This is a genomic window from Aggregatibacter actinomycetemcomitans (genome assembly GCF_003130205.1).
Lineage (GTDB): Bacteria > Pseudomonadota > Gammaproteobacteria > Enterobacterales > Pasteurellaceae > Aggregatibacter > Aggregatibacter actinomycetemcomitans_A.
Window position 1 is genome coordinate 23,656 of sequence record NZ_NRDF01000008.1, and the last position, 20,199, is coordinate 43,854.

Below are 20,199 nucleotides of genomic sequence, written 5' to 3' on the forward strand. Positions count from 1 at the left end.
CCCAAAAGAAAGTAAGCAAAGAAAAAGGCACCCCAGCTTCACCGCTTTTCTTCGCTTAGTTGCAATTTTTTTAACGCTAAATTTCGAACTCGCTACGCTCAGACAAGCGAAATTTAGCTAAAAATTGCAAGTCGCTCAGGCGGTTCAGATGGGGACCCCGTTGGAGCATGGCAAAAAGTGCGGTTGGTTTTCTTATTGTTTTTTAGGGGATTACTTTAAACACGCTCCAAAATTTAACCGCACTTAAGAAAATGTTTATCTGCAAAGAAAATAACAAATAAAAAAGGCTACTCCCAACGAACTAGCCTTTCCATTCAATAATGGTTAAATCAACCTAAATTACAAATACCCAAACATTCCCGTAAAGATATATCCAAAGATACAGGACGTAATCACACCGATTAAGCCCGGTAGGATAAAGCTGTGGTTGATAACGAATTTACCGATGTGGGTGGTGCTGGAGCGGTCGAATTGGATTGCCGCCAAGTCACTTGGGTAAGTCGGTAAAATGTAGTAGCCGTAACAGGCGGCGGCGAAGGCGAGGATGATTGCCGGGTCAACGCCGATGTTCAATGCCAACGGCACAAAGGCAACTAAGGCGGCGGCTTGTGAGTTTACGAATTTAGAGATTAATAGCAACATCACGGCGTAAGTCCAAGGGTGGGCTTTTACGATGTCGCCTAATGCTGCTTTCATCATTGGGGTGTGGACGGTGAACATGGTTTCCGCCATCCAGGAGATCCCGAATACGGCAACTAATGCGATCATACCGGAACGGAAGATTTCATTTTTACTGATTTTGCTCGCATCGGTTTTGGTAAAGATGATGATTAATGAACCGGCTAGCAGCATGAAAATTTGGATAACGTGAACCATGCCTAACGTCACTTTTTTCTGCGCGGTATCTTTTAGCGCGATGGTGGCGTTGGCAATAGTGTCCGTTTTATCGCCGGCGGTGATAATCACATTGTTATCTTGCGCAGATAAGGTCTGTGTCAACACGCCTTTGTTGTCGTAGATTTCAACATTTTCATAAGCGGTTTGTGCTTTGGCTTTGCTGTCTTTCACGTCAAGCGCCACTTTGCCGTCTTTGGCAAGGGCAACGATTTTGCCTTCTTTTACGTTGAAACTTTGTACCGCTTTATTATCGGATACCACTTCAACCACCTGCGCCGGTGCGCTCTTCTCAAAGGACGGACGCAAATCCTTAAAGTAACCCAGCAAGGCAACGATGATAATGGCACCGAAGAAGATCCACATGGCGTTCCAGCTGGATTGCGGTAATTTTTTATCCAGCAGGGACGTGCTGTCGCCGTACACATATTTTTTGAATTCCGGATCTTTTAACTTCGTTTGGAACTCTTGGTCTTTATCTAAATCTTTACCGCGGAACCAGCTGAAAATGCCGATCGCCAATACGCCGCAAAGGGTGGATGGCACGGTGATTTTTAACAGATCCAAATAACCGTCGAAACCGGCTAAGTGATTTTGCGCATTCACCAAGAACGCGGTTAAGGTCACTACCGCAACGGATACCGGAGACGCGATGATCCCCATTTGGGAAGCGATAGAACTCGCCGCCATCGGGCGTTCCGGACGGATGTTATTTTTAATGGCGATATCGTAAATAATCGGCAACATGGTATAAACCACGTGACCGGTACCGCAAAGAATGGTGAGGGTGCAGGTAACGAACGGTGCGAGGATACTCACATATTTCGGATTTTTACGCAGCAATTTTTCTGCGATTTGCAACATCACGTCCAAACCGCCGCTGGCTTGTAATGTTGCGGATGTGACCACTACGGCGAGGATGGTAAGCATAACGTCGATTGCCGGTTTCCCCGGTTCGATGCCAAAGCCGAAGACCAATACAATCAGACCGATACCGCCCAGTAAACCCAGTGCAATACCGCCTTTTTTCGCGCCGTAGAACAAACAGATTAAGACGATGGCAAGCTGGATAGCAAATTGTCTGCCTTCGCTGAGGTTAGATAAAAACTCCATAAATACTCCGGAAATGAATGTTATTTTGTGATTAAAAAATCGGCGTTAGTCTAACATTAAGGCTACTTCTTAAGTAGTAGAATTATGCAGATTGTTGCGATAAATCAAAATTCCGGGCATTAGGAATTCAGCGTTTAGCACACTAAATCGCTTAAGCTTTTTGGCAAAAATTTTTAACGGGCAGGGAAAAAACGTTCATAAAAACGACCGCACTTTAGTCTATGTTTTTGCTAGTCTATTTTGTTAATACGATATAGAATAAACACCGTTTTCAATATGGTATTAGCAACAGAATAAAGGTAACAACTTATGATCGATCCGAATTTATTACGCAATAATCCGGCGGAAGTGGCTGAAAAATTAAAAATTAAACGCGGTTTCGTGCTGGATACGGCAAAAATTACGCAATTAGAAGAACAACGCAAAGCATTACAAGTTAAAACCGAAAATTTACAGGCGGAGCGTAATGCCCGTTCCAAAGCCATCGGGGCGGCAAAAGCCCGTGGTGAAGACATTGCCCCTTTGTTGGCGGAAGTGGATCACATGGCGGAAGAATTGGAGCAGGGTAAAGTTGAATTGGATAAAGTACAAAACGCCTTAAATGACATCGCCTTAAACATTCCTAATATTCCCGCCGATGAGGTTCCGTTAGGCAAAGACGATAGCGAAAATCTTGAAGTGTCCCGCTGGGGTGAACCGCGTAAATTTGATTTTGAGGTGAAAGATCACGTAACCCTGGGTGAAAATCTGCAAGGCTTGGATTTTGCGGCGGCGGTGAAATTGACTGGTTCCCGTTTCGTGGTGATGAAAGGGCAAGTTGCCAAATTACACCGCGCCATTGCGCAATTTATGTTGGATTTGCACACCGAACAACATGGCTACACCGAAGCCTACGTACCTTATTTGGTGAACCACGACACCCTTTACGGCACAGGTCAGTTGCCGAAATTCAGCGAAGATTTATTCCACACCAAACCGTTGGAAGGGCAAGACCCAAACGAGGTGCAACGCACTTATGGCTTGATTCCGACGGCGGAAGTGCCGGTAACCAATTTGGTGCGCGGTGAAATTTTAGAGGCGGAAAATTTACCGCTAAAAATGACCGCACATACGCCGTGTTTCCGTTCCGAAGCGGGATCTTACGGACGTGATACGCGCGGCTTAATTCGTATGCACCAGTTTGATAAAGTGGAATTGGTGCAAATCGTTGAGCCGGAAAAATCCATGGAGGCGTTGGAAGAATTGACCGGTCATGCGGAAAAAGTGTTGCAGTTGCTCGGTTTGCCGTATCGTAAAGTATTGCTTTGCACCGGTGACATGGGCTTCGGTTCCTGCAAAACCTACGATTTGGAAGTGTGGGTGCCGGCGCAAAATACCTATCGTGAAATTTCCTCCTGCTCCAATATGTGGGATTTCCAAGCCCGCCGTATGCAAGCCCGTTGCCGTTCAAAAGGCGACAAGAAAACCCGTCTGGTGCACACCTTAAATGGTTCGGGTTTGGCGGTAGGACGTACTTTGGTGGCGGTGTTGGAAAACTACCAAAACGCCGATGGTTCCATTACCGTGCCGGAAGTCTTACGTCCGTACATGGGCGGATTGGACGTGATTGGCAAATCCGCGAAATAATCTGAAATACTTGTGGGTGCGTTTGCACCCACATTGCTATATCCTGTCTTAAAAAACGTGGTCAAAATCCACCGCACTTTATACGGCAAAATACGCCAGTTTCACTTCACTCAATGTGCCGAGTAATTCTTCCGCCATGGCTTTGTAATGAAGCGTGTCGGATTTTTCCACCATCACGACACGAACGATATTCTCAACTTCTTCACCGCTTAAAATCAGATGATTTAATGCCACCTGCATTGCCGGTAGGCTTGGATTGAAGGCGGCATTTTCCGCATAACTGCCGTGATAAATATGCTGATTTCGGGTTTGGATGGCAATGCCGTGGAAAGAATTGGAATACGGCGCATGAGCCTGGTTTGCCATGGTGAGCGCTTGTAACACCAACGGATCGTCGGTATTCAGGGATAATTGATTATCGTGTTGGTCCAGCAAATGCAGCCGAATATTGAGATCCTTCGGGCCGAACGCATCAGGTAAATAATGCTGCAATAAATTGTTTTGGCTGTGCGGCAAGTGAATTTGTAGCGTCTCCGCACTGTTCAATTCATTCATAAACTGGCGGCAATGTCCGCACGGCGTGTAGTTCACCGTGACATCGGTCAGTTGTTTTTCACCGCGCATCCAAGCGTGGCTAATGGCGCTTTGTTCCGCATGAATGGTTTGTTGAATATCCGTTCGGCAAAATTCCTGATTGGCACCGAAATAAAAATCGCCGCCGATGCCATGCACAACCGCACCCACATTAAAATGCGAAATCGGCGTGGTGGCATAACAGGCGGCGATAGGCAGGAGTTGCAGGGCGAGCTGTTTTGGCGTGATTTGATGCTTATTGCACAGGTGTTGCACGGCAAAGTGCGGTAGAAATCCGACGTATTTTTGTTCCTGCAAAATATGCCAAACATCTTGTGCCAAGGCAGTATGTTCAATCTTGCCTACGGCATTTTGAATCTTGTCTGAAATGTGTGCCGACATAAAATCTCCTTTTACTACGTATTATTTTTCTTATCTTAGCACTTTCACAATAAAAAAGTGCGGTCGAAATTTTACATGAATTTTCAACCGCACTTTTGCTTCTCTTGTTTGTGTCGGAACAAATTATTTCGCTGCTTTCAGCTCTTGATAATATTGTTCGTAGTATTGAATCGCATCGCCTACATCATCTTGCCAGTAGCTTTTTTGCAGTACGTCGGCAGATGGGTAAATCGCCGGATCTTCGGTGATTTCTTTCGGTAAGGCTTTTTTCGCTTCAAGGTTAGCGGTTGGGTAACCGATAGCTAAGGTTAATTTTTCCGCCGCTTTTGCGCCCAACATATAGTTAATTAATTTGTGCGCGCCGTCCGGGTTTTTAGAGGTGACCGGAATAGCGAGGGTATCCACCCAAAGTACTGGACCTTCTTTCGGGAACACCATGTCTAAAGGCGCTTGTTCTTTTTTCGCGATACGTACGGAGCCGTTCCATAACTGACCGACTTCCACTTCACCGGAAATGAAAGAGTTTGCCGGGTTGTCGGAATTGAAAGAAAGCACGTTCGGACGTAATTTCAGTAATTCTTCGTAAGCCTGTTTGATAATCGCCGGATCTTGTGTGTTCGGATCCTGACCGATTTTCAATAACGCGATGTTGAATACTTCGCGGGCATCGTCCAATAGTTGCACTTTGTTGGCAAATTCAGGTTTCCATAAATCGCCCCAAGAGGTGAAATCGCTGCCTTTGTAGGTGTTGGTGTTAAAGGCAATGCCCGGTGCGCCTAACAATTGCGGAAGAGAATATTTGTTGCCTTTGTCGTAAGGTTTGTCGAGCCAATCAGGGTCTAATTCTTTAATGACAGGTAACTTGCTGTGAGCAAGTTCTTTTAACATCCCTTCGCGTGCCATTTTGGACACGAAGTAGTTAGAAGGCGCAATAACATCATAACCGCCGGCTGCGCCTTGGGTTTTGATTTTTGCATACATGGTTTCGTTGGATTCGAGACTGGAAACGATCACTTTAATACCGGTTTCTTTGGTGAATTCATCAAGAAGACCATCCGGTACATATTCAGTCCAAGTGTAAAGATACACGGTATCATTTGCGGGTACTTCAGCTTTAGGGGCTTCCGGCGTTGCTTGCGCTTGCTTGTTGTCTTTATCGTTACAACCGGTAAGTGCAACAGCGATCATACTTGCGGTGAATAAACCGGCAAATTTTTTCATTTTTGTTTGTTCTCCGTAAAAGAGGGGTAAAAAAACCACCTGTATGAAATGCAGGTATAAAAAAACGCCTTGATTGTGCGTCAAGGCGTATTGTATGTGCTATTAAATTATTTGTGAAGCATTATTATGTCTAGATGTCTTTGTGTTTCTTGCCGATAAATTGGCTGGCAATGACTAATAATAATGACAACACGATCATGATGGTTGCAAGGGCATTCACTTCTGGCGTTACCCCGGTTTTCACCAAGGAGAAGATACGTAACGGCAGGATTTCATAGCTGACACCGCTCACGAAGGAGGAAACCACAACGTCATCCAGTGAAATAGTGAAACTTAGCAACCAACCGGACACCACCGCCGGTAAGGCAAGCGGCAGGATGATTTTGCGTAAAATCGTGATCTCACGTGCCCCCAAATCTTTCGCCGCTTCCAGCATTCTTGAGTCGAAGCCGTTTAAGCGGGAGAAAATGGTGACGGTAACGTAAGGCAGACAGAAAGTCACGTGTGCCAATAATAATGACCAGAAACCTAAAGAAATGCCTACAACCATGAATAAAGCCAGTAAAGATACCGCCATTACGATATCCGGCGACATCATCACGATAAACAACATACCGCTCACCGCTTGTTTACCACGGAAACGATAGCGATAAAGCGCGATAGCCGTTAAGCCGCCAACGATTGTTGCAAGCGTTGCAGCAAAAAAGGCAATGGTGACGGAATGAATTGCCGCCTGAATTAAGGTGTCGTTGTTAAATAAACGTTCGTACCAGTTCCAACTGAAGCCTTTCCAACTTAAACCGTAGCGGTCTGAATTGAAAGAGTTCGTCACTAAAATAACAATCGGGATATACAAATAAGCGTATACCACAAACATAAAGATATTGCGTAGTAAACGGCTCATTATTCCAACTCCACTTTTTTGTTCAATAATTTATTCGCGCGGTAGTACACCAAGATGAGTAATGCCATCAAAATGGTCAATCCGATACTGATTGCGGAACCGAACGGCCAGTTACGGGAAATTAAGAATTCGCTCTTAATCACGTTACCCACAAGCAACACTTTCGCGCCGCCGAGTAAGTCCGCTACATAGAACATCCCCATTGCCGGCAATAATACCAACAAGCAACCGGCAACGATGCCCGGCATGGTCAACGGCAGAATCACGCGGAAGAACCGTTGGAACGCGTTTGCCCCCAAGTCTTTTGCCGCTTCCAATAAGCGTCCGTCTAATTTTTCAATGGCGGAGTAGAGCGGCAGAATCATGAACGGCAGAAGCAAATAGACCAAACCGATAATCACCGCCACTTCGGTGTTCAGAATCCGAATCGGTTCACTCAAAATGCCCAATTCCAATAACATGGTGTTCAACACGCCTTTCACGCCGAGGAACACTTTCATGCCGTAAATACGAATAAGCGAGTTTGTCCAGAATGGTAGCACTACAAGGAACAATAAGAGCGGTCGATATTTCGGGTGAATTTTACTCACCATAAAGGCGAACGGATAGCCGATCAGTAAACAAATAATGGTGGCAATGATCGACATATACAATGAATTCCACACTACCTGCGCATAAAGCGGATTAAACAGGTTGATGTAGTTTTCAAAGTTAAATGGCAAGGTATAAAAGTTGCTACCATCTCGGGTTAAAAAACTTACGACTAATACCAATAAGTTTGGGATCAGCACGAAGAAGATTAGCCAGCTGAAGATAATCGCAACAGTAATTTTCTGGAATTTATTATTGATTATCTTCATCGTTGAGTACAACCTCCCAACCTTCGTGCCACGTAATGCCTACACGTTGACCAATACTGTGATCCATGTGTGGATCGTCTTCGTTAAAAAATTCGCTGACCAGCACGCGTTTGCTGTTGTGTTCAAATTCTACAGTGGATTCCAAGGTCATGCCTTTATAAGTGCGGTCGATAATATGACCGATAATGGCTTTGGAATGTTCGTGTTCGTCAAGTTCTTTAATTACAATATCTTCCGGGCGAAGCAGCACTTGAAGCTGCTGATCTTTTTCCACCGGAATGTCCGTATAAATATCACAAACGCGACCTTCCACGTTCGCCAGCACCACATTTTCCGATTTACGTTCAATCACGGTGGCGTCAAATACGTTAATTTCGCCGATAAAACGTGCGACGAACAGGTTTGCCGGTTCTTCATAAATTTCACGCGGAGAGCCGTCTTGCGCAATTTTACCTTTACGTAATAACACGATACGGTCGGACATGGTGATCGCTTCTTCCTGATCGTGGGTCACGAAAATAAAGGTAATGCCTAATTGACGCTGCAACACTTTCAGTTCGTATTGCATTTGTTTACGCAATTTGTAGTCCAGCGCGGAGAGGGATTCGTCGAGTAATAAGACTTTAGGTTTATTTACAACCGCTCGGGCAATGGCAATACGTTGTTGCTGACCGCCGGAAAGCTGGGTCGGCTTACGATCCGCCATTTCTTCCAATTGCACCATGCGCAGGGCTTCTAATACGCGCGGTTTAATTTCCGCTTCCGGCACTTTTTGCATACGCAAACCGAAAGCGACGTTTTCAAAGATGGTCATGTGCGGAAATAATGCATAGCTTTGGAATACGGTGTTAACGTGGCGTTTCTCTGCCGGCACGTTGGTGATGTCTTCACCGTCCAAAATGATGTTGCCCGAATCTAATTCTTCCAAGCCTGCAAGCAAACGCAATACTGTTGTTTTGCCACAGCCGGAGGGGCCGAGAATTGTCAAAAATTCACCGTTATTAATGGTTAAATTGAAGTCTTTAATAATGGTGTTGGAACCGTAGGATTTAGTAATGGAACGAAGCTCGATAATTGGCTTGTTTTGAACTGTATTTTCCACTAGCTTTGGTTTTCTCCCTAATGTACCGAATGTTTCGATATAAATTAGAAACGAATGCCTACAAAATGCAGGCGGCGACTGTAAAAATGAACGCTAATGATATAGCGATCGGGACATAATGAAAAGCAATTAATAGTGATTTTTCATAAAAAGTCGGATATTTGTTATATATCAAGGAACTGTCATTATTTTACGGCTAGACTAACAGCAATTTTTCAATGCATTTTTTCGGAAAGCAAAATACTCAAAACAGGAGAAGAATAATGCAGGATTTATTATCTCAAGAATCCGTATTGGAGCGTTTTTTCAACTATGTGAGTTACGACACGCAATCCAAGCCCGGTGCCAAAGTTTCGCCCAGTACGCCAGGGCAGTTGGTATTGGCCAAACATTTGCAACAGGAGCTTATCGCTTTGGGCTTGCAGGATATCGAATTAAGCAAGCACGCGGTTCTCGCCGCATTTTTGCCCTCCAATGTGGCTCCCGATTCGCCGACCATCGGTTTGATTGCGCATTTAGACACCTCGCCCGACTGTAGCGGCAAAAACGTTCAGCCGGAAGTGATTGAAAATTATCGCGGCGGCGATATTGCTCTTGGTATCGGCGAAGAGTTTATCAGCCCTGTGTATTATTCCTTCCTGCACCAATTAACGGGAAAAACCCTGATTGTAACCGACGGCAACACCTTATTAGGCGCGGACAACAAAGCAGGAATAGCGGAAATTATGACCGCACTTTATCGCCTAAAAATGGAAAATCTGCCCCATTGCAATATCCGTATCGCTTTCACACCCGATGAAGAAATCGGCTTGGGTATGCAGTTTTTTCCTTTTGACGATTTCCCTTGTGATTGGGCGTACACCATCGACGGCGGCGCGGTGGGCGAGCTGGAATATGAAAATTTTAATGCCGCTTCCGCCAAAATCACATTTCACGGGCGCAACATTCACCCCGGTGCCGCCAAGAAAAAAATGGTGAATGCGCTGACGTTGGCGTGTGAGTTTCAAAATGCGTTCCCGGCGGCGGAAACACCGGAAAATACCGAACAGCGCGAAGGTTTTTTCCATTTAAATCATTTTTCCGGCGACATTGAAAAAGTGGAGTTGCATTACCTGATTCGTGATTTTGAATGGAATGCCTTTAAGCAACGCAAACAATTCATTATAACGTTGGTGGAAAAATTTAATCGTGAAAAACGTTTGCCGAAACCCATTGAATTAACGATTTCCGACAGCTACAAAAATATGAACGAAACGGTGAAAAAAGTCCCGCAATCCATTGAATTGGCGGATTTGGCGATGCAACAATGTGGTGTTACCCCCAACCATAAATTGATTCGCGGCGGCACCGACGGCGCCTGGCTGGCAGAAAAAGGGTTGGCTTGCCCGAACATTTTCACCGGCGGCTACAATTTCCACAGCAAACACGAATTGATTACCCTGGAAGGTATGAAAGACGCGGTGAATGTGATTGTAAAACTGGTAGAGCTGGCGGCTAAGGCGTCATGATAAAAATGCTTGTAAAAAGGACCGCACTTTATGTAGCCACAAGAGGTTATGTTTAAAGTGCGGTCATTTTTTACATTAATTTTTAGTTGCCGGTAACGTGCCCTGATTCCATTTTTGTGCATTTTCCGGGCGTTTGACTTGCAATAAGAAATGCTGATTTGCTTTTGCCTGCCCTTGCACCACCGTGCCTGATGGCGTGGAGAAGGAAATACCGCCTTTTAACAGCTGTTGTACGCTGCCGGTGTTGAATTGGGCGCCGGACCAGCCGAGGCTGAAATCGTAACCGGAGGCAATCCAGAATTCAGAATTTTGGCGTACGAGGTGCTGATATTTCGGGGCGATAAGAATGTTGATAAATACCCGATCGCCTAACGAATTCAGTTCTAAGTTTTTAATGGTTCCCACTTCCACACCGCGATACATAATCGGCGATCCTGCGGTGATATTTAACGCATCGTTGGTTTCCAATACAAGCGGTAACCCGTTGGTATATTTAATGTTATTGTTGATGGATTGGGTTAAGGCAAATTGCGTTTTGCTTTTGCCGGAACCCACTTCCACATCAATGTACGGTTGCAATAAGCTGTCGATATTTTCAATACCGCTGGCGGAAATCTGCGGTGAAATTACTTTAAAGCGCGAGCCTTCTTTGGCGATTAGCGCCATGTAATTCGGGTTAATTAATGCTTTGGTGATGATTTTATTGCTTTTTTGATCAAGCTGAATGCTGTCGATTTCACCAATGGTTAAGCCTAAATAACGTAATGCCATGCCTTTACTGAGGTTGGTGGCGTTCTCGGCAGTCAGGGTGATTTGTTGCCCCGCAGACTTGGCGCGTAGTTCGTTCGGATAAAGGGTATGGTTGCCTTTGCTGCCGCTGTTATCAAAACTGATAGCGCCTTTTAACGAACGAGTCAACGGCGTTGCCTGAATGCTGATGCCTTTTGGGGTAATGTCGATTTGTGCCGCACTTTCCACCCAGAAGACGCTTTTGTCTGTCAATAAATGGCGGTATTTTGGATAAATAAACACATCCACGGCAAAATGTTGGATTTGCGGACGAATATCCAAAATTTTACCCACTTCATATTGGCGATAAAGCACCAATGAGCCTTTGTTAATGCTTGGTAGATTGGCGGTGGTAAGGGTAATGCTTGGTTTCGGTTGATTGTCGGTAATGCCGGCTTCCGCGTTGGTTAAATCGCTGTAAAGGGCGTAGTTTTCTTTCGCTTTGCCCTGATTTTTACCCGCCACCACGCGAATACCGCCTTGTAGCCATTTTTCCGGTGTGGCGGCTTCAAAACGTAAGCCGTCAACACCCAAACTCACTTCAAAATTAGAGGCGGCGATAAATAGGGTATCGCCGTGAATTAAATGGCGATACTCTCCGGCGATGGCGACTTTGAATTTGACGCCGTCGGTATCAATTTGCTGAGACACGATTTCGCCGATTTGAATGTTGTTATAAATCAACGGTTGCCCTTCGTTGATGCCGTAAGTTTCCGGTGCGGTTAAATTCAGCACCAAGGTGTTCGGCTGTTTCAGCAATAACTCGCTTTCTTTAATCACATCGAAATCCGTTCGGTTTTCACCGTCGCCCGGCAACACTTCAAAATATTTGCCACGTAGCAGTTTTTGTACATCGGTTAAATCTGCCAGGCCCGGTTTTTTCACGCGCAATACAATGTTGCTGTTAGCTTTGAACAAATTGGCAAGATTCGGATCAATTAATAACGTACCACTTAACATTTCATCGTTATTTTCCACCGCACTTAATTCGGATAACACGCCGATTTCGGTATTTTGGTAATAAACGTGGGTTTTCCCTGCTACCAAACCGACAGTGTTCGGAATGTTTACATTAATGTTGATACCGCGTTTTGCCGCTTGCAGGTTAGAATAAAGCGTATAGCTTTCGTTCATTTCCGCTTCCGGGCTGTTGCTTGGTGAATCAAAGGCAGCAGCACCTTGCACTACAGAATTAAGGCTGTCTACGTTGATGTTTAAACCGGAAACGTCAACGTTAGCGCTGATGCCGCTGATATTCCAGAAATGGCTGTCTTTTTTGACAAATTTGGCATAAGGCTTATTGATGACCACATCAATTTCCACTTTTTTACCATCTTCGGTGAAATGGAAATCATAGATTCGACCTACGGGTATATTTTTGTAATAAATGGATGCACCAATTGAAATAGATCCCAAATCGTCGGCAATTAAATGAATCAGTAAATCACCCGGAATAAGCTGTGCTATAGGGCCTTTCGTTTCTGCCATGAATTCATGTTCGGTATCACCCCCGCCCGGTTGTAAGGTGATGTAATTACCTGAAACCAGTGCATCTAAGCCTGAAATCCCGGCAAGGGATGCACTTGGTTTCACCAACCAGAATTTGGTGTTTTCCCGTAAGACGGTTTTGGCTTCAGGGTAAATACTGGCGACCACTTCCACTTTTTGCAGATCATCGGTGAAATTCACCTTTTTTACTACCCCGATTTGCAAACCTTGGTAGCGAATTTGTGTTTTGCCGGCAACGATACCGTCACCGTTGGCAAAGGTGATTTTTACGCTGATACCCTGTTCCTGTACAATTTGAAAGAACAAAATGGCACCGATACACAGGGCGACAAAAGGTAACAACCAAAATGGCGAAATACGCCGGTTCTGACGCACCTGCGCGTTGACTTCCGTTTCATTATTTTGATGTTGCGTGTTTTGCTTGTTGTCTGTCATAGATTTCCCAAATTAAGCGGCTGTCAAATTGCTCCGCTACAATCATTGTCAAAAATACCGCCGCGCCGAAATAGAGCGCCGCCGTACCTACAGAAAAGTCGATAATCTGCCCTCGGGTAACCAAGGACATCATCAGTGCCAATACGAATAAATCAAGCATTGACCAGCGTCCGACGAAATGTACGATATGTAACAAACGCATTTGCCAGCGAATAGAGTGTTTCAGTTTAAAGTGTATGCAGGTAAGCAGGTATAACATAATCAGCACTTTGCTAATAGGCACGAAAATACTGGCGGTAAATACCACGAAAGCAATGAAGTAACTGCCCATATCGATAAAACTGATCACGCCCGACATTAAGGTATCCGCACTTGGCGCACCGTTTAAATAAATCACCGACATCGGCAATAAATTTGCCGGAAACAGCATAATAATGCCCGCAATTAACAGTGCCCAGGTGCGTTGTAATTTAATGGAATTTGACAAATCAATTTGCGAATAGCAACGCGGACAAATCTCGTGCCCTTTGCGATCAGTGAGCGGATTGATAAAACTATACTGGCAGGAATGGCAAAAGCGCAGATCTTCCACATGGGTGAGGTTGCTTACCGCTTTGCTTTGCGGGTAAAAATCGTTCCACACTTCATCGGGGTTAATTTTAATAAATAAAAGGGTGGTTAAAAGTGCGGTAAAAATAAAAGCAATTAAGTAAATATTCAGTTCCAATGTGGCGTATTCCTGCACCTTGAAAATGCTTACTCCCAACGCCACCAAATACACGTCAAACATCACCCAGGGTTTTATATAGCCGAGAGAAATCAGCAAATTGCGCGGTTTGATGTGCATGATCTGTGACAGCCTCAGCAGAATAACCAGTAGCGCAAAGGCAATAGGCATAAACACGGCGCAAAGAAACACTAAAAATGCCGTGTAAGAAAAACCTTGTGTCGCCATTTTCCATACGCCCAGCCAGACCGAGGCGTCAATTTTTTCGCCTAATAAATCAATGCTTAAAAGCGGGTAAGTTAACGCGAAAGGCATCAGGATTAAAATGGAGATGGCGATAATCGAACAGCGTTTTAAACTCCAGCGGCTGGTGGCGTATAACACATTATGGCAGCGCGGACAAAGGGCACGTTGCCCTTGTTGTAATGCAGCAATTTTAACCACGACATTGCATTCGCCGCAACGAACGAGGCGGTGAAAAGTAGCGTCGGCTAAATTTAACGTGGAATGTGCTGTCATGAATCAAGTTACCTAAATAAAGAAGCGCGTATTTTATACTGTATTTTTCGTTTTTAGTACGAATTTATCTTGTTTAGACAGAAAAAGTGCGGTCATTTTTTGCGGAATTTATTATTTCTTTTTAGTAGATAGGTTATTAATTGTGTCATTTTTTCTGAAAGTAAGCTAAACTACGGCAAGTTTTTCTACTTATTTTCTACTTAAAATCTATGCAGGATTTCGCAATGACCGAAGTACAAAAGTTAACAAATAATAAAGAGATTATTGCCTATTTAGCGGAAAAATTTCCGCTATGTTTTTCTATTGAAGGGGAAGCCAAACCGTTAAAAATCGGTTTGTTTCAGGATTTAAGTGAAGCGCTGAAAGATGACGAGCGCGTAAGCAAAACCCAACTCCGTCACGCCTTGCGTCAATATACTTCAAACTGGCGTTACCTACACGGTTGCAAAGCCGGCGCAATGCGCGTGGATTTACAGGGTAATCCGGTGGGGGAACTGGAGCAAGAACATGTTGATCATGCCGCGCAACAATTAGCGGAAGCTAAAGCCTTAATTGCCCAAAAACGTGCGGCGGAAAAAGCGGCAAAAGGCGAAAATGAGAAAAAACGTCCTGTCCGTCGCAATCAGAAGCAAGGTGAAAAGCCTGCCCGCAAACCTAAATTTAATTTCAATAACGTGGATATGACGACGTTGCAAGTTGGTCAGCAGGTAAAAGTCAAAGCAGCTGACCATGCGAAAAACGCCACCATTTTGGAAGTCTCCGGCGATGCTGCCAGGGTGGAATTGGAAAACGGTTTGGTGATTACTGTCACGGCAGATCGTTTATTTGCCTAAATTCTTTTAATTAACAAAGCTATCTTTCACAGATAGCTTTGTTTATTGCCGTATTTTAATTAGGAAAGTTTGAATGAAATTTACGAAAACAAAAAGTTATCTGACCGCACTTGTATTAAGTTCTTTTTTGCTTAATGTCAATGTTGCGGACGCGGTACAACCGAAATTAAAACAAAGTGATCTGGTCTCTTTACAGCCGTCGGAATCCAACATGTTTGCCACGAAACGTGCGACAACCCGCCTAACTCAGTCTCATTACCGTAGATTTCAGCTGGATGATGAATTTTCGAAAAAGATTTTTGATCGTTACCTGAAAGCGTTGGATTTTAACCGTACGACGTTTTTGCAATCCGATATTGATGAAATGTTCACCAAATATGGCAATAAAATTGATGACGAGTTGAATGCCGGTAATTTAGATATTGCTTTTAGTATGTATGAGTTAATGATGAAACGCCGTTATGAACGTTATCGTTATGCCTTGTCTTTGTTGGATAAAGAACCACATTTGAACGATGATGATCAAATTGAAATTGATCGTGAAAAAGCAGCCTGGCCGAAAACCGAAACAGAAGCGAATAAGCTATGGGAAGCGCGCGTTAAAAACGACATCATCAGCTTGAAATTAAAAGATAAAAAATGGTCGGAAATTAAAGAGAAGTTGGTTAAGCGTTATAATTTGGCGATTCGTCGTTTAACCCAAACTAAAGCGGATGATGTGGTACAAACCTATTTAAACGCTTTTGCCCGTGAAATTGATCCGCATACCAGTTATTTAGCTCCACGTACGGCAAAAAGTTTCAATGAAAGCATGAACTTATCTTTAGAAGGGGTCGGTGCCACATTGCAAACGGAGGATGGTGAAACCAGTATTAAATCTTTAGTTCCTGGAGCGCCTGCCGAACGCAGTAAAAAATTAAAAGCAGGTGATAAAATTATCGGTGTTGGTCAGGAGAAGGGCGAAATCGAGGATGTTGTCGGTTGGCGTTTGGAAGACATCGTTGACAAAATCAAAGGGAAAAAAGGCTCTAAAGTTCGTTTGGAAGTGGAACCGGCAAAAGGTGGAAAATCCCGTATTGTGACATTGGTTCGCGATAAAATTCGTATTGAAGATCAAGCAGCGAAATTAACTGTTGAAAAAGTTGACGGCATCAATGTTGCCGTGATTAAAATTCCAAGTTTTTACCTCGGTTTAACGGAAGATGTGAAAAAATTATTGGTAGAGATGCAGAATAAAAAAGCCGCTGCGTTAATCGTGGATTTGCGGGAAAACGGCGGCGGTGCGTTGACCGAAGCGGTCGGTTTAAGCGGCTTGTTCATTAGCGATGGGTCTGTGGTGCAAGTGCGAGACGCCTATCAACGTATTCGTGTACACGAAGATCCCGACAATACGCAACAATATACCGGTCCGCTATTGGTGATGATTAACCGCTTCAGTGCGTCTGCGTCGGAAATTTTTGCTGCCGCGATTCAGGATTATAACCGCGGCATTATTATCGGACAAAATACCTACGGAAAAGGCACGGTACAGCAAAGTCGTTCACTCAATTTTGTGTATGACTTGGATCAAACTCCGCTCGGCTTAATTCAATATACCATTCAAAAATTCTATCGTATTAATGGCGGAAGTACCCAATTAAAAGGTGTTGCACCGGATATTAAATTTCCGGATGTGATCGATACGCAAGAGTATGGTGAAGAAAAAGAGGATAACGCCTTGCCTTGGGATAAAATTCCGTCGGTGAATTATTCCGAAGTGATGACGGCGCGTGATGTCATTTCCGAGTTAGCTAAAAAACACAAAGAAAGAATCGCGAAAAATCCGGAATTTATTGCTTTAAACGAGGATTTAAAGATTCGTGATGAGCGTCGTGATCGTAAGTTCTTATCCCTGAATTATCAAAAACGCAAAGCGGAAAACGATAAGGACGATGAAAAACGGTTGAAAGACATTAATGAGCGCTTTAAACGTGAAGGTAAGAAACCGTTAAAAGACATTAATGATTTACCGAAAGATTACGAAGCCCCGGATTTCTTCCTGAAAGAAGCAGAATTCATTGCGGCGGATGTCGTAAAATTTGATGCGGAAAAAACCGGGCTGAAAGACGCGGATACCTCTGCAAAACAGTAAACGTTTCATTTCCTGACCGCACTTTTTAAAAAGTGCGGTCATTTTTAGCTAAGTTCAGAGATTAAGGCACAGCGATTAATGAGTACGAAATCTTTTAAATTGACGGCATTGGCGTTAGCTATGGCGTTCTATGTGGGAAATGCGGTTGCGGAAGAAATGAAGCCTTCGGAGGCTGGCACGGAGCAGACCCGGGCACAAACTGATTTAGGTTTGGCGCAGCAGCAACTGGCTTTAGAAAGTAAAGCGGAAGAAGAACGTCTTGCCGCCGAGAAAAAAGCCGAAGAGGCGCGTTTAGCGGCAGAGAAACAAGTGCTGGCAGAGCAGGGCTTAGCCGAGCGTATCGGTGAAACGAAACTGCAATTTAAACCGTTAATCGCAAAAATTTATGCAGAAAATAATTTTATGCCGCTGTGGCAGGATGAAAAAGCCAAACAACAGTTCTTGCGCGATTACGCGTTAATGGTGGCAAGTGGCATTTCCAAGCGGTCTGCCAACGCCTTAAATGCGGTAAGCCAATCTGCCGATAAAGAAGCATTTGTGCAAGACGTGATCTTAACCGATGCGTTTTTAGATTATTTGTTTTATGCCAATAATGTGAAGAAATCTGCGCAAAAATGGTTATATTCGGAAAATAGTTACAAAGCCAGTAAACCGGATGAAAACCAAGTCGATTCCTGGCTAAGTGCGGTCAAAAATAATGATGTTTTTGCTTTCGTGAATAACTTATCCAGCGAAAATCCATTGTTTAAGCAAACCTTAGCCAAGGTAGAAAATTTAATTTTAAATGGCAAATTAGACAAAAACGGCATTAATGAATTGCATCGTTTTGCCATCAATGCGCAACGTTTGCGTATCCTGCCTGAATTTGATAACGGAATTTTCGTGAATGTTCCGAGTTATCAATTAAATTATTATCGTGACGGCAAGCTGGTTTTGAATTCCCGTGTGATTGTGGGCACCAACAAGCGCAAAACACCGGTTATGTTCAGCCGCCTGAGCAATGTGGTGGTCAATCCGCCTTGGAATGCGCCGACCCGTTTAATTAACGAGGACATCATTCCGAAAGTGTGCCGGGATCCAAGTTACATTTATCGTAACGGTTATACGATCATCGATGGCAAAGGCAATACCATTGACCCTTATACCATTGACTGGGAAAACATGACAGCGAAGAAATTCCCGTACCGTTTACGCCAAGTACCAAGCGACAACAGCGCATTGGGCAACTATAAATTTAATATGCCGAGTTCTGATGCTATTTATTTGCACGATACGCCAAAACGTAGCTTATTTGGTAATAAAAGACGTGATTTAAGCTCCGGTTGTGTGCGTGTGGAAAAATCCGAAGAATTGGCAACAGTTCTGTTAAAAGAAGCGGGTTGGACGGCGGAAAGAAAACAAAGTGTACTGAAAAGCAGAAAAACGACTTCTGTAACTGTTAAATCCAATAACCCGGTTTTCTTATATTACGTCACTGCATGGGTTGATAAAGGGCAAGTACATACCTTGCCGGATGTTTATGGCTATGACAAAGCACCCAATCTGAGCTATATTGACTGGGACATTTTGAAAAAATATCTTCAACCCTTAGCCTCGAACTAACATTCGCAATGTAAGTCAAAACAACAGATTTTAAACATATTCAGGAAAATATAATGAGCAATATTAACCATAGTCGTCGCAAATGGTTATCTTTAGGGGGAATTGTATTGGGTGCAACTTTGTTGCCCGATACGGTTTTAGCTGTGGTTTCAACGCCAAGACCCCGTATGTTGAGCTTTCGCAACATCAATACCCAAGAGAAATTAAGCGCGGAATTCGTGCTTGGTCGCGGGTTTTCCAACACGACATTACGACTTTTAGATCATTTACTGCGTGATAAACGCAATAATCAAGTACATAAAATGGATCCGCAGCTTTTCACTAAGTTTTATCGGGTTCAGCAAAACCTCGGTTTACGCAACACCGAAATCCAAATTATCTGCGGTTATCGTTCCGCTGCCAGCAATGCGGCAATGCACCGTCGCAGTCGTGGTGTCGCCAGCAATAGTTATCATATCCGTGGTCAAGCCATTGATTTTCGTATTGATGGTGTTCCGTTAGCGAAATTACGCGATGCAGTGGAGGCATTAAATAACGGCGGCGTCGGTTTCTATCCGCGCAGTAACTTTGTTCACATGGATACCGGTCCTGTCCGTACCTGGAGAGGAAGTTAGTCCATTGCTAAAAACGTTGTTATTTTTAACCGCACTTTGGTGCGGTTTTTTACTGAATAAACAAGGCTGGTCATTATGAATATTGAGATTATTCCCGTCACCGCATTTCAGCAAAATTGCTCTTTAATCTGGGATAACAAGAAAAATGCGGCAATTATTGATCCGGGTGGTGAAGCAGATAAGTTAATCAAACGCATTGAAGAATTAGACTTGAATTTACAGACGATTTTACTCACTCACGGGCATCTGGATCATGTGGGGGCGGCGGAAAAAGTCAAACAACATTTTAATGTGCCTATCCTCGGTTCAAATTCCAAAGATGATTACTGGTTTAAGGGCTTGCCGCAGCAATCGGAAAAGTTCGGGATGTTATTTGAAGTCGCTGCCTTTGAGCCGGATCGTTGGTTGGATGAAGAAGGCGAAATTTTACATATCGGTGATTTTACCTTTGAAGTTCTGCATTTGCCGGGACACACGCCCGGGCATATCGGTTTTATCGAACATCAAAAACGTGTGGCGTTTACCGGCGATGTGTTATTCAAAAGCGGCATCGGGCGCACGGATTTCCCGGGCGGCAGTTATGACGAGATTATTGCTTCCATTCGGGAAAAATTATATCTGTTGGATGATGATATGGTTATTGTTCCGGGACACGGGCCTTACACAACCATCGGCACGGAAAAACAAACTAACCCTTATGTGACGCAGGAATAAAATCATTAACCGCAAAAATATCGGGTATTTTATTCAAATTGCTGATTTTTTTGACCGCACGTTATGGCGTGAAGACGTTAAATTTTTGTAAAAATTCTGACTTGGATCACAATATAAATTGAA

Annotated in this window: 15 protein-coding genes; 7 read left to right on the forward strand and 8 right to left on the reverse strand. The window is 43.9% G+C overall.

The genetic code is table 11. The annotated features are described in order from the left end of the window. Positions 1-339: 339 nt before the first annotated feature. Entirely contained in the window at positions 340-2,007 is a 1,668-nt protein-coding gene (locus DK423_RS07130) for an anaerobic C4-dicarboxylate transporter (protein ID WP_061886603.1), read from the reverse strand. Positions 2,008-2,316: 309 nt separating this feature from the next. Between DK423_RS07130 and serS the strand changes: the two genes are divergently transcribed. Beyond that, on the forward strand, positions 2,317-3,633 hold the full coding sequence (gene serS / locus DK423_RS07135; protein WP_005558045.1) for a serine--tRNA ligase: 1,317 nt from the start codon (positions 2,317-2,319) through the stop codon (positions 3,631-3,633). 78 nt (positions 3,634-3,711) lie between these two features. On the opposite strand, the gene cdd is transcribed toward serS, so the two are convergent. From cdd to potA, 5 genes are all read right to left on the reverse strand, one after another. After that, entirely contained in the window at positions 3,712-4,608 is an 897-nt protein-coding gene (gene cdd, locus DK423_RS07140) for a cytidine deaminase (protein WP_005558047.1), read from the reverse strand. A 123-nt stretch (positions 4,609-4,731) separates the two neighbouring features. After that, positions 4,732-5,829, reverse strand: a complete 1,098-nt coding sequence (locus DK423_RS07145) for an extracellular solute-binding protein (RefSeq protein WP_032996742.1) — start codon at positions 5,827-5,829, stop codon at positions 4,732-4,734. A 130-nt stretch (positions 5,830-5,959) separates the two neighbouring features. After that, the gene (gene potC, locus DK423_RS07150; protein ID WP_109043932.1) at positions 5,960-6,733 is read right to left on the reverse strand and encodes a spermidine/putrescine ABC transporter permease PotC; all 774 of its coding nucleotides are present in this window, start codon (positions 6,731-6,733) and stop codon (positions 5,960-5,962) included. Further along, positions 6,733-7,593, reverse strand: coding sequence for a spermidine/putrescine ABC transporter permease PotB (potB, locus tag DK423_RS07155; RefSeq protein ID WP_032996744.1), 861 nt, complete (start codon positions 7,591-7,593; stop codon positions 6,733-6,735). Before potB ends, potC begins: the two co-directional genes overlap by 1 nt. Then, a complete protein-coding gene (potA, locus tag DK423_RS07160) occupies positions 7,577-8,695 on the reverse strand; it encodes a spermidine/putrescine ABC transporter ATP-binding protein PotA (protein WP_005558057.1) in 1,119 nt (372 codons plus the stop codon). Before potA ends, potB begins: the two co-directional genes overlap by 17 nt. A 263-nt stretch (positions 8,696-8,958) precedes the next feature. Between potA and pepT the strand changes: the two genes are divergently transcribed. Then, complete coding sequence (pepT, locus tag DK423_RS07165; protein ID WP_005558059.1) at positions 8,959-10,203, forward strand: peptidase T; 1,245 nt, start codon at positions 8,959-8,961, stop codon at positions 10,201-10,203. Between the two features lie 75 nt (positions 10,204-10,278). Here pepT and DK423_RS07170 read toward each other — a convergent pair whose 3' ends face one another. Together DK423_RS07170 and DK423_RS07175 are read right to left on the reverse strand one after the other, a co-directional pair. Continuing rightward, positions 10,279-12,936 carry a PqiB family protein gene (locus DK423_RS07170; protein ID WP_005558061.1) on the reverse strand — a complete coding sequence of 886 codons (2,658 nt, stop codon included), beginning with the start codon at positions 12,934-12,936 and terminating at the stop codon, positions 10,279-10,281. Beyond that, positions 12,899-14,182, reverse strand: coding sequence for a paraquat-inducible protein A (locus tag DK423_RS07175; RefSeq protein ID WP_061885857.1), 1,284 nt, complete (start codon positions 14,180-14,182; stop codon positions 12,899-12,901). The genes DK423_RS07170 and DK423_RS07175 overlap by 38 nt, the downstream gene beginning before the upstream one ends. A gap of 209 nt (positions 14,183-14,391) precedes the next feature. Here DK423_RS07175 and proQ point away from each other — a divergent pair, with 209 nt between their 5' ends. From proQ to DK423_RS07200, 5 genes are all read left to right on the forward strand, one after another. Then, positions 14,392-15,015, forward strand: coding sequence for an RNA chaperone ProQ (gene proQ, locus DK423_RS07180; RefSeq protein ID WP_005558064.1), 624 nt, complete (start codon positions 14,392-14,394; stop codon positions 15,013-15,015). A 73-nt stretch (positions 15,016-15,088) separates the two neighbouring features. Next, positions 15,089-17,146, forward strand: a complete 2,058-nt coding sequence (gene prc / locus DK423_RS07185; RefSeq protein WP_005558065.1) for a carboxy terminal-processing peptidase — start codon at positions 15,089-15,091, stop codon at positions 17,144-17,146. 78 nt (positions 17,147-17,224) lie between these two features. Beyond that, positions 17,225-18,748, forward strand: a complete 1,524-nt coding sequence (locus tag DK423_RS07190) for a L,D-transpeptidase family protein (RefSeq protein ID WP_005558066.1) — start codon at positions 17,225-17,227, stop codon at positions 18,746-18,748. Between the two features lie 53 nt (positions 18,749-18,801). Beyond that, positions 18,802-19,362 (forward strand): YcbK family protein, encoded by a 561-nt coding sequence (locus DK423_RS07195; protein WP_005558067.1) that lies wholly within the window; start codon positions 18,802-18,804, stop codon positions 19,360-19,362. A 75-nt stretch (positions 19,363-19,437) separates the two neighbouring features. After that, a complete protein-coding gene (locus tag DK423_RS07200; RefSeq protein ID WP_005558068.1) occupies positions 19,438-20,076 on the forward strand; it encodes an MBL fold metallo-hydrolase in 639 nt (212 codons plus the stop codon). The last annotated feature ends 123 nt before the right edge of the window (positions 20,077-20,199 follow it).

What these genes read in the sequence shown, in the direction of transcription:
- DK423_RS07195 (WP_005558067.1), top strand. Translation starts at nt 18,802, where the DNA reads ATGAGCAATATTAACCATAGTCGTCGCAAATGGTTATCTTTAGGGGGA.
- proQ (WP_005558064.1), top strand. Translation starts at nt 14,392, where the DNA reads ATGCAGGATTTCGCAATGACCGAAGTACAAAAGTTAACAAATAATAAA.
- cdd (WP_005558047.1), bottom strand. Translation starts at nt 4,608, where the DNA reads ATGTCGGCACACATTTCAGACAAGATTCAAAATGCCGTAGGCAAGATT.
- potC (WP_109043932.1), bottom strand. Translation starts at nt 6,733, where the DNA reads ATGAGCCGTTTACTACGCAATATCTTTATGTTTGTGGTATACGCTTAT.
- DK423_RS07200 (WP_005558068.1), top strand. Translation starts at nt 19,438, where the DNA reads ATGAATATTGAGATTATTCCCGTCACCGCATTTCAGCAAAATTGCTCT.
- DK423_RS07190 (WP_005558066.1), top strand. Translation starts at nt 17,225, where the DNA reads ATGAGTACGAAATCTTTTAAATTGACGGCATTGGCGTTAGCTATGGCG.
- prc (WP_005558065.1), top strand. Translation starts at nt 15,089, where the DNA reads ATGAAATTTACGAAAACAAAAAGTTATCTGACCGCACTTGTATTAAGT.
- DK423_RS07130 (WP_061886603.1), bottom strand. Translation starts at nt 2,007, where the DNA reads ATGGAGTTTTTATCTAACCTCAGCGAAGGCAGACAATTTGCTATCCAG.
- DK423_RS07145 (WP_032996742.1), bottom strand. Translation starts at nt 5,829, where the DNA reads ATGAAAAAATTTGCCGGTTTATTCACCGCAAGTATGATCGCTGTTGCA.
- potB (WP_032996744.1), bottom strand. Translation starts at nt 7,593, where the DNA reads ATGAAGATAATCAATAATAAATTCCAGAAAATTACTGTTGCGATTATC.
- DK423_RS07175 (WP_061885857.1), bottom strand. Translation starts at nt 14,182, where the DNA reads ATGACAGCACATTCCACGTTAAATTTAGCCGACGCTACTTTTCACCGC.
- serS (WP_005558045.1), top strand. Translation starts at nt 2,317, where the DNA reads ATGATCGATCCGAATTTATTACGCAATAATCCGGCGGAAGTGGCTGAA.
- pepT (WP_005558059.1), top strand. Translation starts at nt 8,959, where the DNA reads ATGCAGGATTTATTATCTCAAGAATCCGTATTGGAGCGTTTTTTCAAC.
- DK423_RS07170 (WP_005558061.1), bottom strand. Translation starts at nt 12,936, where the DNA reads ATGACAGACAACAAGCAAAACACGCAACATCAAAATAATGAAACGGAA.